13 protein-coding genes, 1 other RNA gene and 1 pseudogene are annotated in these 16008 nt (G+C 63.2%); 8 read left to right on the top strand and 7 right to left on the bottom strand.

Going from position 1 to position 16008, the window contains the following annotated elements; translation table 11 throughout:
- The 6 genes and pseudogenes from P3T22_RS04365 to trxA form a co-directional block, all read right to left on the bottom strand.
- A complete protein-coding gene (locus P3T22_RS04365) occupies positions 1-1758 on the bottom strand; it encodes an ArnT family glycosyltransferase (protein WP_063496331.1) in 1758 nt (585 codons plus the stop codon).
- Between the two features lie 304 nt (positions 1759-2062).
- A complete protein-coding gene (locus P3T22_RS04360) occupies positions 2063-2329 on the bottom strand; it encodes a type B 50S ribosomal protein L31 (protein ID WP_028196650.1) in 267 nt (88 codons plus the stop codon).
- Between the two features lie 264 nt (positions 2330-2593).
- Positions 2594-3427 (bottom strand): M90 family metallopeptidase, encoded by an 834-nt coding sequence (locus tag P3T22_RS04355; RefSeq protein WP_063496330.1) that lies wholly within the window; start codon positions 3425-3427, stop codon positions 2594-2596.
- Between the two features lie 15 nt (positions 3428-3442).
- Positions 3443-3931, bottom strand: a pseudogene (locus P3T22_RS04350) (MFS transporter); the annotation flags it as partial.
- A 164-nt stretch (positions 3932-4095) separates the two neighbouring features.
- Positions 4096-5364, bottom strand: a complete 1269-nt coding sequence (rho, locus tag P3T22_RS04345; RefSeq protein ID WP_006048863.1) for a transcription termination factor Rho — start codon at positions 5362-5364, stop codon at positions 4096-4098.
- Between the two features lie 248 nt (positions 5365-5612).
- On the bottom strand, positions 5613-5939 hold the full coding sequence (trxA, locus tag P3T22_RS04340; RefSeq protein ID WP_054039468.1) for a thioredoxin TrxA: 327 nt from the start codon (positions 5937-5939) through the stop codon (positions 5613-5615).
- Positions 5940-6382: 443 nt separating this feature from the next.
- Between trxA and ffs the strand changes: the two genes are divergently transcribed.
- The 8 genes from ffs to P3T22_RS04300 all read left to right on the top strand — a co-directional run bounded on the left by ffs (position 6383) and on the right by P3T22_RS04300 (position 14773).
- Positions 6383-6481: signal recognition particle sRNA small type (ffs, locus tag P3T22_RS04335), an RNA gene on the top strand.
- Positions 6482-6703: 222 nt separating this feature from the next.
- Entirely contained in the window at positions 6704-9367 is a 2664-nt protein-coding gene (locus P3T22_RS04330; protein WP_429324305.1) for a DNA polymerase III subunit gamma/tau, read from the top strand.
- Positions 9368-9429: 62 nt separating this feature from the next.
- The gene (locus P3T22_RS04325) at positions 9430-9756 is read left to right on the top strand and encodes a YbaB/EbfC family nucleoid-associated protein (RefSeq protein ID WP_007182071.1); all 327 of its coding nucleotides are present in this window, start codon (positions 9430-9432) and stop codon (positions 9754-9756) included.
- A 125-nt stretch (positions 9757-9881) separates the two neighbouring features.
- Positions 9882-10478, top strand: coding sequence for a recombination mediator RecR (recR, locus tag P3T22_RS04320; protein ID WP_063496327.1), 597 nt, complete (start codon positions 9882-9884; stop codon positions 10476-10478).
- 122 nt (positions 10479-10600) lie between these two features.
- Positions 10601-11833: a CaiB/BaiF CoA transferase family protein gene (locus P3T22_RS04315; protein ID WP_429324304.1), complete on the top strand. Its 1233-nt coding sequence runs from the start codon at positions 10601-10603 to the stop codon at positions 11831-11833.
- A gap of 47 nt (positions 11834-11880) precedes the next feature.
- Positions 11881-12918: an ABC transporter substrate-binding protein gene (locus P3T22_RS04310; RefSeq protein WP_429324303.1), complete on the top strand. Its 1038-nt coding sequence runs from the start codon at positions 11881-11883 to the stop codon at positions 12916-12918.
- Between the two features lie 105 nt (positions 12919-13023).
- On the top strand, positions 13024-13836 hold the full coding sequence (locus P3T22_RS04305; RefSeq protein WP_169486465.1) for an ABC transporter ATP-binding protein: 813 nt from the start codon (positions 13024-13026) through the stop codon (positions 13834-13836).
- Positions 13837-13948: 112 nt separating this feature from the next.
- Positions 13949-14773, top strand: a complete 825-nt coding sequence (locus P3T22_RS04300) for an ABC transporter permease (RefSeq protein ID WP_429324302.1) — start codon at positions 13949-13951, stop codon at positions 14771-14773.
- A 106-nt stretch (positions 14774-14879) separates the two neighbouring features.
- Here P3T22_RS04300 and P3T22_RS04295 read toward each other — a convergent pair whose 3' ends face one another.
- Positions 14880-15854, bottom strand: coding sequence for an NADPH:quinone oxidoreductase family protein (locus tag P3T22_RS04295; protein WP_063496322.1), 975 nt, complete (start codon positions 15852-15854; stop codon positions 14880-14882).
- Between the last annotated feature and the right edge of the window lie 154 nt (positions 15855-16008).

Raw genomic sequence — 16008 nt, 5'->3', positions numbered from 1 at the left:
TCAGTCTGGCTTTTTATGCCAGCTGCGGCGTTTGACGACTGGCGGCTTCGGACGGTCGATCCGCACATACAGGCGGAAGCGTTCGTCGCGGTCGGCCACGCGGCGGCCTTCCCACACCAGCTTCCACATGAAGTCCGACATCGCGCTCGGATCGCCGAAGTCCTGGGTGTCCTGACGCAGGATCACGTCGCAGTCCTCGTTGAACGAGAAATGCATATCGCCGAAATAGGCGAAAGTCGCGATCTGCGCGTTACCGAGGCGCACCGGCGAGATACAGGTGTAGTCATCCGGCAGATGGCTTGCGATCTGCTGGGCGACGTCCTTATAGGTCCGGCTGTAGTTGACGACCGGCAGCCACAGCGTCATCAGCAGCACCCACATCAGCGTCGTGCCGGCGCTCGAGAGCACCACGCTGCGCCACAGAACTTTCGGATGACGGGCGAGGCGCCATTGCACTAGCACGAACCAGCAGATCGTCACGGCGACCGCGCACATGAACGACAGGATCTTGAACTGCGGCGCAAAACCCGGGGCGAGACGCGCGAGGTTGCGCGCGAGCGGATGCGGGAAGCCGGTCAGCCCGGCGATGTACACCAGCCAGACGAAGCTGCCGAGGATCGTGAAGCTCAACAGTGCGAACCAGTCGATCGCATTGATCGCGCCGCGTTTGAGCGTGGGCAGCGCGAAGGTGGCCAGCACTGCGAGCGGCGGCAGCAACAGCATGTAAAGCCGGTTCGACTGATGGCTCTGCAACACGACCAGAGCCAGCAGCGGCCCGATCACCGACAGCGGAATCGCCACGTGCGGTGCGCGCCGCAGGCCCGACCAGCTGAACCACGCCCAGAGCGCGAGCGGCCAGGCCGGCCACGTGAAGAGCGGGAGATTCTTGAGCGCGTAGGCGGCCACCGAGCCGGGCGGCCCGGCGAATGACGACAGGCTGACGTGCACCCACTGGTTCAGATACCAGACGGCGTCATCGGGATAGGCGGCGAGCGCGGCGATCGGCCACGCAACCGACAGCAGGAGCGCCACTGGCAAACCGGCCAGCAGCAGCCAGCGCGTACGCGCGTTGCGCACGATCAGCGCCATCGCGAGGGTGCCGAGCAACAGCGCGCCGACCAGCACGGGGGTGCTGGAGAGCGCAACCAGACCGAGCGCCAGGCCCCAGATCAGCGCGCCCTGGATCGGCTTGTCGATCATCCGCACGAGCCCATAGACGAGCATGGCGATGCCGAAGAACTGCGCCAGTTGCGGCGTGGTTTCGTGGCCGCGCTCGGCAAGGCCGAAGCAGGCGAGCAGGATCAGCAGCGCGCCATCGGCGAGGGTGCGGCCGTAGTCGCGCGGTTCCGGCTCGCCGCCGAACGCGTATTTGAACGGCTGCACTTCGGCGCGCCGGCCGAGCAGATAAGCCGCATACCAGACGAATGCACAGGCCGCGCAAAACAGCAGGCCCGTAAACACGCGTGAGGCATTGCTCGCGTCGACCCACGGCGCGAGCGCGCGGATCGCGCTGGCGCCGAGCCAGTAACCGAACGGCCCGTCTTCCGTCATGTACTTGCCGACCAGGTTCGGCAACAGCCAGTCGTGCGTGCCGCCGTTCGCCATCGTCCACATGACGCCGAAGCCGGCTGCGTCCTCGTTCTTCCACGGATCCCGGCCAAACAGGCCAAAGAAGGCATAGACGATACAGATGGTCAGCAGCAGCCAGCGCGGCAACGCACTGGTCGCGGAGGCAGTGAGGCGAACGGCAGGTCTCATGCGGTGTGTGGATATCGGATAAGCGGTGCAGCCGGGACCAGACGGAAAGTCCGGCGGGAATGGCCAATTTGGAGCATCCGGCATTGTAGTCGTGCCGTGCGCTGCGCGTCACGGCCGGTAACGGCTGGCAACGTGAATGGGATGCCTGTAACACGGCGCCGCAACGGGCGACGAATCGCCGGGCGACGCTTCGCATCCGGGCGTCCAGAGTCGGCGACAAAAAAAGGCGACAAAAAAGGGCAGCGTGAGCTGCCCTTTTTCGCTGCTGCTTCGTTGCAGGCCAAGGCCGGCGACGAAGCGGGTATTACTTCGCTGCTGCCTTGCCGGTAGCGCGCGTGCCGAACTTCTTGTTGAACTTCTCGACGCGGCCTGCCGTGTCCATGATCTTTTGTTGGCCGGTGTAGAACGGATGCGATTCCGACGACACTTCGATCTTGGCGAGCGGGTAGGTCTTGCCGTTGAATTCGGCGGTTTCACGCGTCTGGATGGTCGAGCGCGTCACAAACTTGAAGTCGATCGACATGTCGACGAACAGGACTTCGCGGTAATCCGGGTGAATGCCTTCTTTCATGGTCTTTCCTTTAATCTGGCGGTAGCCAACCCGCGTGCAGCCGCTATGAAGGCGGACAGCATCTAGGCGCGAGCCACTTGCCTATGGTCGAAAAACGGCGATTATGCCAGAAAATCAGTCGCTTGACGACCTTTCTACGACCTTTTTGCCCGTCTTTTGCCGCGTTTTCGCCGCCTTTGCGCCGGTTGTTTCTCGCCGGCTGGTGCGTGGCTGGAGTGGCGCCCCTCCACCGGCACGCCCTTGCGTGGTGGCGCGGCAGACCTCTCAGGCCGGCGGGAAAGTCAACCCGGCCCGCGCCGGATCCTGGCGGTAATACCGCGCCAGCAAGCGGTATAGCTCGGGATATTCCGCCTCGAAGGCGTGCGGCTGGACGAACAACGCTTCGCTGCAAACGGCAAAAAATTCCGACGGATGGTCCGCCGCATACGGATCGATCAGCGAATCGCGCTCGAAACGTGCCCAGCGCCGATCCGGCACCGCGTCCACTTTGGCGCAGAACTGGTCGTAGGCATGGTCGAAAATGTCGGCCCATGCCTGTGAATCGAGCGGTGCATGCCAGCGGCGCATGAGCGGTGGATGGCCGTCCGCCTCGCCGGTCAGCATGTCGATCTTGTGCGCGAATTCGTGAATCACAACGTTATAGGCGTCCGTGCCGCCGGTCATCTGCGCGTCTTCCCACGACAACACCACCGGGCCGCCTTCCCACGCTTCGCCGCTCGCGTCGTGCTCGACCTCGTGCACCACGCCGTCTTCGTCCTCGACCGTCTTGCGGATCACGAACTCGCCCGGATAGACGATCACGCCGACCCAGCCGCGATACAGGTCGAGGCTCAGGTTCAGCACCGGCAAACACGCTTGCGCGGCGATCGCCACGGTCATGGCGTCGGTTAGCTCGAGGTCGTGCGCGGTTGAAAATTCCTTTTGCGCGATAAAAAGGCTGGTCAGCTCGCGCAGACGCACGCGATCCGGCGCGTCGAGGTGGGCGAGGAACGGCAGGCCGTCGAGCGTGGCCTGCCAGAGGGCGTCCTCGATCGCGTAGTCGCGCAGCGCGCGGTCGCGGCGGCGCGTGCCGAACCATTGGGTGAGTTTCGAGAGCATGGCCTGATGAAACCTTTAGTCGATCTGTTTTTGCCGCGCGGCGAACATGCCGCCGCATATCGCAATGCCGATCAGAAAGTAGAAGCCGTCCAGCGATGTCAGGAAGCTAGCCTGCTGCGTCACCGTCCGGCTGATTTCGACCAGCGCAAGCGCATGTGCCTCGGACGGCGAGCCGCCGGCTGCGCTCAAGCCACTGGTCAGCGCCGCAAGCGAATTCTGGAACAACGGATTGTACGGATTCACGAACTTCGCGAGGCGAGCTTGATGCAGTGCCTGCCGATGTTGTTCGACGATGATCACCGAGGCCGTCGCGAACGAGATCGTCAGTTGCCGCACGATGTTTTTCAGCCGGTAGCCGTGCGTGAATTCTTCAATAGCGAAGATTCTAAACGTCAGATTGGCGACCGGCAGCACGATGAACAGCAGCAAGCCACGCAGCAGCATGGGCGCGATCAGCGCGGCCTGGCCGACGCCCGGCGACATGCGCGTCATCCACAACGGTGCGCGAGAGGATGTGGCGCTCATGCGGAGTTCGCCGGCATTTGAATCGGGCGGCAGTGGTTTGTCGTTGCACATGCCGCGGACGAAAAAAAACCGCTCGTTTGCAGCGAGCGGCTTTCTTCTGCGATGCGGGTAGTTGCTCCCGGCGCAGCGTTGCGGCTTAAGCGTTAGCTGCCGCCGCCACGACGCATCATGTCGAAGAACTCGGAGTTGCTCTTCGTCTGGCGAATCTTGTCGAGCAGGAATTCCATCGACTCGACTTCGTCCATGTCGTGAATGAACTTGCGCAGCACCCAGATCTTTTGCAGCACTTCGGGCTTGATCAGCAGTTCTTCACGGCGCGTGCCGGACTTGTTCAGGTTGATCGACGGATAGACGCGCTTTTCAGCAAGGCGACGCTCCAGGTGCACTTCCATGTTGCCGGTGCCCTTGAATTCTTCGTAGATCACGTCGTCCATGCGGCTGCCGGTTTCGATCAGCGCCGTACCGATGATGGTCAGCGAACCGCCTTCCTCGATATTGCGCGCCGCGCCGAAGAAGCGCTTCGGACGTTGCAGCGCGTTCGCGTCGACACCACCCGTCAGCACCTTGCCCGAGGCCGGCACGACTGTGTTGTACGCACGCGCAAGACGCGTGATCGAGTCGAGCAGAATCACCACGTCGTTCTTCATTTCGACGAGGCGCTTGGCTTTTTCGATCACCATTTCGGCGACCTGGACGTGACGCGCAGCCGGTTCGTCGAACGTGGAGGCGATCACTTCGCCGGCCACCGAACGCTGCATTTCGGTCACTTCTTCCGGGCGTTCGTCGATCAGCAGCACGAACAGCACGACATCCGGATGGTTTTGCTTAATGGCGTGCGCGATGTGCTGCAGCATCACGGTCTTACCGGACTTCGGCGACGCAACCAGCAGACCGCGCTGGCCTTTGCCGATCGGCGCGATCATGTCGATGATGCGGCCCGTGACGTTTTCTTCGCCACGCATTTCACGTTCGAGCAGCAGCACCTTGTTCGGGTGCAGCGGCGTCAGGTTTTCGAACATGATCTTGTGCTTCGAGGCTTCCGGCGGCTGGCCGTTGACCTTGTCCACCTTCACCAGCGCGAAATAGCGTTCGCCGTCTTTCGGCGTACGCACTTCGCCTTCGATCGTGTCGCCCGTGTGCAGGTTGAAGCGGCGGATTTGCGACGGGCTGATGTAAATATCGTCCGTGCTGGCGAGATACGAGGTTTCCGGCGAACGCAGGAAGCCGAAGCCGTCCGGCAGCACTTCGAGCGTGCCGTCGCCGAAGATCGTGTCGCCCGTTTTGGCTCGTTTTTTTAGAATGGCAAACATCAATTCCTGCTTGCGCAGGCGGTTTGCACTTTCGATCTCGAGGCCATTGGCCATCTCGATCAATTCGGACACGTGCAGAGTCTTAAGCTCGGATAAATGCATACGGAGAACCCGCAGGAGAAGGTGCGACGAAATGAAATCTGGGAGGAGGGTGAGCGGAACCGCTCAAGGACTTACACGTCTTTTCGACGTTTTGCGGATTCTAGCATAGCACACGCCAATTTCCGCCAGTGCGACGGCATGGCATCTTTCTTATTTATCAGGCGTGTTGTCGCTGGACAACACGCCTAAGACAGCGCGCCTATAGGTCTCAAGGGAATCAGGAGCACCCCGACGCGCCGGGCGCCGCTTTACAGGTTGCCGTCGAGGAACGCGGTGAGTTGCGACTTCGACAGTGCGCCGACCTTCTGCGCGGCGACAGCGCCGTTCTTGAAGAGGATCAGCGTGGGGATGCCGCGCACGCCGAACTTGACCGGCGTCGATTGATGTTCGTCGACGTTGATCTTGGCGATCTGCAGGCGATCGGCGTAATCCTTGGCGACTTCGTCGAGGATCGGCGCGATCATCTTGCAGGGACCGCACCATTCAGCCCAGAAATCGAGCAGCACGGGTTTATCGGATTTCACGACGTCCTGTTCGAACGATGCGTCGCTAATATGCTTGATTGATTCGCTCATTGTATGAATACCTCTATCGGTTCGAGGCCCGCCTGAATTGCTCGCCACGATACGTCAAAATCTAGGGAAACTTCCATTCGCTTTGCCGCAACCGGAGCCTTGCCGGCACACCCCTGAAAAGGTCGAAAGACCCTGTCCGGAATGTGTGGAAAGCTCGCGCTTGCGGGTCATCCGTATGGCAGTTTAGCTTAATTCGCTATGCGTTGCCGGTGGTGATAGTACTCATCAAGGGCAGTGGGGCCAATGGCCGCCGGTGCCGTGTCACCCCGTTTTAACAACCGCGACGCAGTCTATCTGGAGACAGGCAGCGCAAACTCAAGTACCCGAACGCGTACTGCCGGGCTGCTGCCTATATAGTGCGAAGCGCCTGATTCGGCGCGTCGATGTCGGTTTGGCCGTATTAACAGTCGCGCGACGGCCCAAGCGGTGATAGAATGTTTCGTGACGGGCCTCCTCGCATGGAGGGATGGTCAACCTGGTCAGGTCGGGAACGAAGCAGCCACAGCCGTTTTCCACCAGTGCCGAGGGTCAGGCTCGTCACCTTCCTTTTTTTTGTCCGCATTTTCGTCGCATTTTCGTCAGTAGCACCTCCCATCTCCTGTTTTGCCTTAGGCATGCCTCACAGGCGCTGCAGCGGCATTCCCCGCGCGCTTCATCTATTTTTTTCTATCGGTCCGTTAGCCAGTTTCAATGAAGCGGCAACACGCGTTCGTGCGCCGTCTCGATTCGGTTTTGCGCGCCATCGTTACTGATACAATTTCCGGATGACCTATCAAGTTCTCGCACGCAAATGGCGGCCGAAGGATTTCGCTTCGCTCGTCGGACAGGAGCACGTGGTGCGCGCGCTCACGCACGCGCTCGACGGTGGCCGTCTGCATCACGCCTATCTGTTTACCGGCACCCGCGGCGTCGGTAAGACCACGCTGTCGCGCATCTTCGCCAAGGCGCTGAATTGCGAAACCGGCGTGACCTCCACGCCGTGCGGCGTGTGCCGCGCGTGCCGCGAAATCGATGAGGGCCGCTTTGTCGATTATGTCGAGATGGACGCGGCGAGTAACCGCGGTGTCGACGAAATGGCGGCGCTGCTGGAGCGCGCGGTTTACGCACCGGTCGACGCGCGCTTCAAGGTCTACATGATCGACGAAGTGCACATGCTGACCAACCACGCCTTCAACGCGATGTTGAAGACGCTGGAAGAGCCGCCTTCGCACGTCAAATTCATTCTTGCTACTACCGATCCGCAGAAGATTCCGGTCACGGTGCTGTCGCGCTGTCTGCAGTTCAACTTGAAGCAGATGCCGGCCGGGCACATCGTGTCGCATCTCGAGCACATTCTCGGTGAAGAGAAGGTGCCGTTCGACGCCCAGGCATTGCGCCTGCTCGCGCGCGCGGCCGACGGCTCGATGCGCGACGCGCTCTCGCTCACCGATCAGGCGATCGCCTATTCGGCCAATCAGGTGAATGAAGAAGCGGTGCGCGGCATGCTCGGCGCGCTCGATCAAAGCTATCTGATTCGACTGCTCGACGCGCTGGCCGATGGCGACGGCGCCGCCGTGCTGGCGGTCGCGGACGAGATGGCGTTGCGCAGCCTGTCGTTTTCGACGGCGTTGCAGGATCTGGCGAGCCTGTTGCACCGAATCGCGTGGGCGCAGTTCGCGCCGTCGTCGGTGTTGGACGAGTGGCCGGAAGCGGGGGAGCTGCGTCGTTTCGCCGAAGCGTTGAGCGCCGAGCAGGTGCAGTTGTTCTATCAGATTGCGACCATCGGCCGTAGCGAACTGGGTCTCGCGCCCGACGAATATGCCGGTTTTACGATGACGCTGCTGCGCATGCTGGCGTTCGAACCGGCGCCCATCGGCGGTGGCGGCGCGACTGCCGCGCGTCCGGCAGGGCCGGCGGGGGTGGGTGGCGCTAAACGCGCTGGCTCGCCGGCGGTCGCTGCGCAACAGGCGGTGGCGCCGTCGCGTGCGGTTGAAGCTGCTGCTGCCGTGCCGGTACGCTCGCCTAATCCGCTGGCGGAAACGAAGCCCGCCACGGCCGATTCGCGGCACCTGGCGTCGGCGGGGGCTGCTGAAAATGCTGACACGCCGAAGGCATCTACTGGTGAAGCAGCAATCGTTTCCAGGTCCGTAGCTGTATCCGAATCGGCCTCTGGCGAAGCGAGCGCGGCGCCTGCGCCCAAGGCGGCCGACGTCATCGTCGCACCGGCTTTAGCGCCGTGGCAGGAAGAGGCTTCCGCCGAACCGATTCCGAGCGATCCGATGTCGGCACCTACGGACGCGAGCGCGCCCCGAGGGGCCCCGATGCCCGAAGCAACGCCCCTGGCGTCGGCAGTCGTGACGACCGAACCGATCGCAGCACCGAAAGTAGCGACCGCGCCGGCTTTGGCACCGTGGGACGACGCACCCACCGAGCCAGTCCCGAATGAATCACCCGCTGCGGCCGCTTCTCAGGAATCGGCGCCCGCGTCTTCGCTCGCTGCTCCGGCCGCAGCCGCGTTCGCACAGGCAGAAGAGGCCGCACCCGCGCCGGCATCGCAAGAATCGCCGCCCGCGGCCAACATTCCGCTCCGCCGTGCAGGCGGCGCGGCCGACGCGCTCAATGTATTGCGCAGCGCCGGCTTGAAAGTGTCGTCGGACCGTGGCCGCGCCACGGCGGCAGCCACCGCCAAGCCGGCAGCAGCCCCGGCTACGCCGAAGCCTGCCGCACCGCGCGTTGTCGTCAATGTGCCGACGCCGGGCGCGCCGCAACAAGACGCAGCTGCGGGCGCGCGTGCGCCGTCGGCGCAGGCCCAGGAGCAGACCGGCTCGTCGAGCGCGCCGTGGGACGACATGCCGCCCGACGAATACATGCCGCTCACGGCAGCGGACGAGGGCTACTACGGCCTGCCGGACGACAACTACGTGCCGGTGTTCGACAGCGGACCCGACGACGTCCGCGTAAACGCGGCGCCTGCGTCCACACCTGCACCAGCGGTCGACAAGCGGCCGTTGCCGCCCGCCGTGCCGCTCGATCCGCTGGGTTTTCAGGGCGACTGGCCCGCGCTCGCCGTCGACCTGCCGCTCAAGGGTATTTCGTATCAACTCGCGTTCAACAGCGAACTGATGGCACTCGAAGGCGGCACGCTCAAACTGAACGTGCCGGTGCCCCAGTACGCGGAAGCCTCGCAGGTCGCTAAACTGAAAGCCGCGCTCGCTGACAGGCTCGGCCAGACCGTCGACGTATTGGTCGAAGTCGGCCCGGCGCGCCGCACGGCGGCCGCGCACGACGCCGCCATGCGCGCCCAGCGCCAGCAGGAAGCGGAGCGCGAAATCGGCGCCGATCCGTTCGTGCAGTCGCTGATCCGCGAGTTCGGCGCGAGCATCGTGCCCGGCTCGATTCGGCCGATTACGCAGGACGCCGGCCCGAACGGCGCGCCGTCCGTCCACTGATTCGCCGCGCCCTGTGGCGCACCCGATTTCCGGATTTCACGCTATCAAGAAGGAGCATGTCCATGATGAAAGGCCAACTCGCCGGGCTGATGAAGCAGGCCCAGCAGATGCAGGAAAACATGAAGAAGATGCAGGAGCAGCTTGCATTGATCGAAGTCGAGGGGCAGTCGGGCGCCGGTCTCGTCAAGGTGACGATGACCTGCAAGAACGACGTGCGCCGCGTGTCGATCGATCCGAGCCTGCTCGCCGACGACAAGGACATGCTGGAAGACCTGGTCGCCGCTGCGTTCAACGACGCCGTGCGCAAGGCCGAAGCCACCGCTCAGGAAAAGATGGGCGGTATGACTTCGGGTCTGCCGTTGCCGCCGGGCTTCAAGCTGCCGTTCTGAGCGACGTCGCTGCAAGAAGAAGGAGAAGGACTCACGCCGCTGCGTTGACCGCGGCGTGATAACCGCATCGCCACCCGCGTACCGGACCCTACCAGGCAACACCCACTTCGACACCGCCGATCCGCATGAAACAACCTTCCGCCTTGTCGGCGCTCGTCGAAGCGCTGCGCGTGCTGCCCGGTGTCGGGCCTAAGTCCGCGCAACGCATGGCGTACCACCTGATGCAGCACGACCGCGACGGCGCCGAAAAACTCGGCCGCTCGTTGCTGTTCGCGACTGAACATCTGCAGCACTGCGAGAAGTGCAACACCTTTACCGAAGCGCAGATCTGCGAGGTCTGTCTCGACGAGGAGCGCGATCCGGCGCTGTTGTGCGTCGTCGAGACGCCCGCCGACCAGATCATGCTCGAACAGACGATGACCTATCGCGGCCTCTATTTCGTTCTGATGGGGCGGCTCAGTCCGCTCGACGGCATCGGTCCGAAGGAAATCCATTTCGACCGGCTGGTCAAACGCGCTTCGGACGGCATCGTCAAGGAAGTTGTGCTCGCAACCAATTTCACCAATGAAGGCGAGGCCACCGCGCATTACCTCGGGCAGACGCTCAAGGCGCGCGGTCTTGCCGTGACGCGCCTCGCGCGCGGCGTGCCGGTGGGCGGTGAACTCGAGTATGTCGACGCCGGCACCATCGCCCGTGCGATGCTCGACCGGCGCTCGATGTAGCGCGACGTCACGGAAAGCGCCACGTCGCGGCGCCTGCCATGTCTGAGCGAGCCGCGCGAGACCGGTCCGCATCGCCTCGCGCCGCGCGCCGCCTTGGCAAGAACAGAACACAGAGGAGACACATGAGCGTCAACCCCGATCCCAGCGCCACCGCCACGCCGAAAGGCCCGCTTGCCGGCGTCAAGGTGCTCGAACTCGGCACGCTGATCGCCGGCCCGTTCGCCGCGCGCTTTCTCGGCGAGTTTGGCGCCGACGTCATCAAGATCGAAGATCCCAAAGGCGGCGACCCGCTGCGCAAGTGGCGCAAGCTCTATCCGGAAGTCGGTGGCACGTCGCTGTGGTGGGCCGTTCAGGCGCGCAACAAGAAATCCGTCACGATCAATCTGAAAGCCGAGGAGGGCAAGGAGATCGTGCGGCGTCTGGCGAAAGAAGCCGATATCGTCGTCGAAAATTTCCGGCCGGGTTTGTTGGAGAAGCTCGGTCTCGGTTATGACGTCTTGTCGGCGGAGAACCCGGGGCTCGTGATGGTGCGTCTGTCCGGCTATGGCCAGAGCGGGCCGTATCGCGACCGGCCTGGATTCGGAGCGATCGCCGAATCGATGGGCGGTTTGCGCCACATCACCGGCTACCCGGATTTGCCGCCGCCGCGCATCGGCATTTCGATCGGCGATTCGATTGCCGCGCTGCACGGCGTAATCGGCGCATTGATGGCGCTGCATCACAAGCAGGTGAACGGCGGCAAAGGGCAGGTCGTCGACGTCGCGCTGTACGAGGCGGTCTTCAACATGATGGAGAGCGTGGTGCCGGAGTACGGCGTGTACGGCATGGTGCGCGAGCGTACCGGCGCGTCGCTGCCGGGCATCGTGCCGTCGAACACATATCCTTGCCGCGACGGCAGCATCGTGATCGGCGGCAATAGCGACCCGATCTTCAGGCGCTTGATGATCGCCATCGAACGAGAAGATCTGGCGAACGATCCCGCGTTGGCGCACAACGACGGCCGCGTGCCGCGCACGCAGGAAATCGACGGTGCGATCGCTGCGTGGCTCGCCACGCGCACCATCGACGAGGCGCTCGCCGTGCTGAACGCCGCCGACGTGCCGGTCGGCCGTATTTACAGCGTCGCGGACATGTTCACCGATCCGCAATTCATGGCGCGCCAGATGATCCAGCGCTTCAGGTGGCAGGACGGTCAGGAAATCACGCTTCCCGCGGTGACGCCGAAGCTCTCGGAAACACCCGGCGAAACGCGCTGGCTAGGCCCGGAACTGGGTGAACATACCGATGAAGTCCTGCAATCGCTAGGTTATGATTCTGACCACATTGCAAGGTTGCGTGCGCAACTGATTGTGTAAGTGAGCGCGCTGCAAAAAAGACAACAAAAGTTTGGAGACAACAGACCATGCAACGCAGAACCTTCCTCGCCGGTACCGCCGCACTCGCGGGCGCCACGTTCGCTGCCACGCCGCTCGCCTTCGCGCAGGGCAAACCTGAAACCACCAAGGTGGCGATCGCCGTCGGCGGCAAGAATCTGTTCTATTACTTGCCGCTCACGATTGCCGAGCGCCGCAATTACTTCAAGGACGAAGGGCTCGACGTCGAAATCTCGGATTTCGCCGGCGGCTCGCAAGCGCTGAAGGCGGCAGTGGGCGGCAGTGCGGATGTGGTCTCCGGCGCGTTCGAACACACCTTGCTGCTGCAGGCGCAAAAGCAGGCGTTCCGCGAATTCGTGCTGCAAGGGCGTGCGCCGCAGATCGTACTCGCGGTCTCGAAGAAGGCGATGCCGAACTATAAGTCGATCGCCGATCTGAAGGGCAAGAAAATCGGCGTGACCGCGCCGGGTTCGTCGACCTCGATCATGGCGAGTTTCGTGCTGGCGAAAGCCGGGCTGACCGCGAAAGACGTCGCGTTCATCGGTGTGGGCGCAGGGGCGGGGGCGATCGCGGCGCTGCAGTCGGGCCAGATCGACGCCATCGCCAATCTCGACCCGGTGATGACGAAGCTCGAACGCAGCGGCGAGATTCGCGTCGTATCGGACACGCGGACCTTGGCCGACACGCGCAGCGTGTTTGGCGGCGACATGCCGGCGGGGTGCCTGTACGCGTCGCAGAGCTTCATCACGAAGAATCCGAACACCACCCAGGCGCTGACCAATGCGATGGTGCGCGCACTCAAGTGGTTGCAAACGGCGACCGGCAGCGCGCTGATCGACACGGTGCCGGAAGGCTATCTGCTCGGCGACCGCGCGGTGTATCTGGACGCGTGGCAGCACGTGAAGGAAGCGATGTCTCCGGATGGCCTGATGCCCGCCGACGGCCCGGCCACGTCGCTGAAGACCTTGCAGGCATTCGATCCGAACGTGCAGGGCAAGCCGATCGATTTGTCGAAGACGTGGACCAACGACTTCGTCAAGAAAGCACTGGCGACGGTCAAGGCCTGAGCGCCGTAAGTGTGGAGCCGGGGGCGGTACGTGCCGCGCTTGCCTCAACCATCGCCGTCATGACGGCATGACAAACCGAAACCGATCTTCGAAGCGAGTCGAACGATGACCGTTGCCGCCCTGGCGCTCGACAACATCACCTGCACGTTCGCTGCGCGGGACAACCGCGCGCAGCGCTATACGGCGGTCAAGGACACGACCTTGCGCATCGCGCCGGGCGAATTCGTCTCGGTGGTCGGCCCGACCGGTTGCGGCAAATCCACCTTGCTGAACGTCGGCGCGGGTTTGCTGGGGCCGTCGTCGGGCACGGTCAGTGTATTCGGCGAGCCGCTCAAGGGGATCAACCGGCGCGCCGGCTATATGTTCCAGGCTGACGCACTGATGCCGTGGCGCTCGGCCATCGACAACGTGATGGCCGGCCTGGCATTCCGCGGCGTGCCGCCGGCCGAAGCGCGCAGCAAAGCCGACGAATGGTTGAAGCGCGTGGGCCTCGGCGGTTTCGGCGACCGCTATCCGCATCAACTGTCGGGCGGCATGCGCAAGCGCGTCGCGATGGCACAGACGCTGATCCTCGATCCGGACATCATCCTGATGGACGAGCCGTTTTCCGCGCTCGATATCCAGACGCGTCAGTTGATGGAGAACGAGTTGCTCGACCTGTGGGCCGCCAAACGCAAAGCGGTGCTATTCATCACGCACGATCTCGACGAAGCGATCTCGATGTCCGACCGCGTGGTGGTGCTGTCGGCGGGGCCGGGCACGCATCCGATCGGCGAATTCACGATCGATCTGCCGCGTCCGCGCGACGTCGCCGAGATCCGCGCGCATCCGCGTTTCGTCGAATTGCATGCGCAGATCTGGAGCGTGCTGCGCGATGAGGTGCTCAAGGGCTACCAGCAGCAACTGACGGCCGTTTAATCGCGGCTCACGGTCGGGTCTCGCAGTTGGGTGACACATTTGCGTCTTGCTGTTGCGTTCGCAAGTTACGTTCGGCAGTAGCGTCGATCAATCGTCTAAGGCAAACCGAGTCATGTGGAAGACGTTACGCCCGAACCGGGCGAACCTGGTGATCTGGCAGTGGCTGCTGCTCGTACTGTGCTTCGTGCTCTGGTACGTGCTGACCAGTCCGACACTGCTGCCGCCGTTCTATTTCGACGACCCGAACAAGGCCGCGTTCTTCTTCGGCGAGCCGCAGAACGTACTGCAGCGCATCTGGGAGTGGTTCACGGGCGGCGAAATCTATCTGCACCTGTGGATCACCCTCGTCGAAACGGTGCTCGCGTTCGCGCTCGGCACCGCGCTCGGACTCGGCGTCGGTCTGTGGCTTGCGCTGTCGCCGCTCGCGAGCGCGCTATTCGATCCCTATATCAAGGCGGCCAACTCGATGCCGCGGGTGATTCTTGCGCCGATCTTCGGCGTGTGGTTTGGCCTCGGCATCTGGTCGAAGGTGGCGCTAGGCGTCACGCTGGTGTTCTTTATCGTGTTCTTTAACGTCTACCAGGGCGTGAAGGAAGTGAGCCCGGTTGTGCTCGCCAACGCGCGTATGCTCGGCGCCAACCGCAAGCAGTTGCTGCGTTTCGTCTATCTGCCAAGCGCGATGAGCTGGGTGTTTTCGAGCTTGCATACATCGGTGGGCCTGGCGTTCGTCGGCTCGGTGGTGGGGGAATATCTCGGCTCGGCGCGCGGCGTCGGCTATCTGATTCTGCAAGCCGAGGGCACTTTCGATATCAATACCGTGTTCGCCGGCATTCTGGTGTTGACGGCGTTCGCGCTGATTCTCGATGCCATCGTCGGGCTGGGCGAGCGGCGGCTGATGAAGTGGCAGCCAAAGTCGGGTGATACGGAAAAGCTGTAGGCACACGAGCGCTGGGCGCAGCAAAAACGGCGCGCGGTTTTAAAACCTCGCGCCGTTTTCATTTGTCGCTCGATGAAGCGCACGTTGAGCGCGCGACGGCTAACGGTTAAGGCGTAATCACTACCTTCCCGATCACGCGCCGCTCGGCCATGTCGCGCAACGCGCGGCCGGTGTCTTCGAGCGAATAACGTTCCGATACATAGGGCTTGAGCTTGCCTTCGCCAATCCAGCCGGTCATTTGCTGGAACGCGGCGTGATTGTGCTGCGGCTCGCGTTTCGCAAAGTCTCCCCAGAACACACCGACCAGACTTGCGCCTTTGAGCAGCGTCAGGTTGAGCGGCAACTTCGGGATCTCGCCATTTGCAAAGCCGACCACCAGATAACGACCGCGCCAGCCGATGCTGCGAAACGCCGGTTCCGCATACACGCCGCCGACCGGATCGTAGATCACGTCCGGACCCTTGCCATCGGTCAGCGCCTTGATGCGCTCGCGCAGATCTTCGGTGCTGTAGTTGATGGTCGCGTCCGCGCCATGCTTCACGCAGGTGGCGAGCTTCTCGTCGCTCGACGCCGCCGCGATCACGCGCGCACCGAGCGCCTTGCCGATCTCGACCGCGGCAAGCCCGACGCCGCCCGCCGCGCCCAACACCAGCATCGTTTCACCGGCCTTCAACTGGCCGCGGTCGACCACTGCGTGATGCGACGTGCCATAGGCGAGCGTGAACGCGGCGGCCAGTTCGAATTCGACGCCGTCCGCCAGCGGCACGCACGCCTCGACAGGCGCCAGGGCCTGCTCGGCAAACCCGCCTGAGCCGGTGAACGCGACCACCCGCGAGCCCGGCCTGAACTGCGTCACCCCGGCGCCGACCGCGCGCACGACGCCCGCGACTTCCGAGCCGGGCGTAAAGGGCAGGGGCGGTTTGAACTGGTACTTGTTCTCGATGATCAGCACATCGGGAAAGTTGACCGCCGCCGCTTTGACGTCGATCACGACGTGGCCGGGTGGCGGCTCGAGGTCAGGCAGATTTTCGACGACCAGGCTCTCCGGCGGCCCGTATTGATTGCAGCGAATCGCGCGCATCGTGTCTCCATATCGATCAGGGTTCCCCAAGGGACTTCCTTCGGGGCATCGCAACTATTCTGAGTGTAAAACAATCAGCACGACCGTGCGTTTTTATTGCTCGAAGCCGGCTGCCTGTGCGCTCGATACCCGTCGCCGCGAGGCCCGGCGCGCG

It is taken from the genome of Paraburkholderia sp. GAS348 (genome assembly GCF_050434205.1).
Lineage (GTDB): Bacteria > Pseudomonadota > Gammaproteobacteria > Burkholderiales > Burkholderiaceae > Paraburkholderia.
Note: the sequence above shows the minus strand (reverse complement) of the source record. Positions and strands in the feature narration are given on the sequence as shown.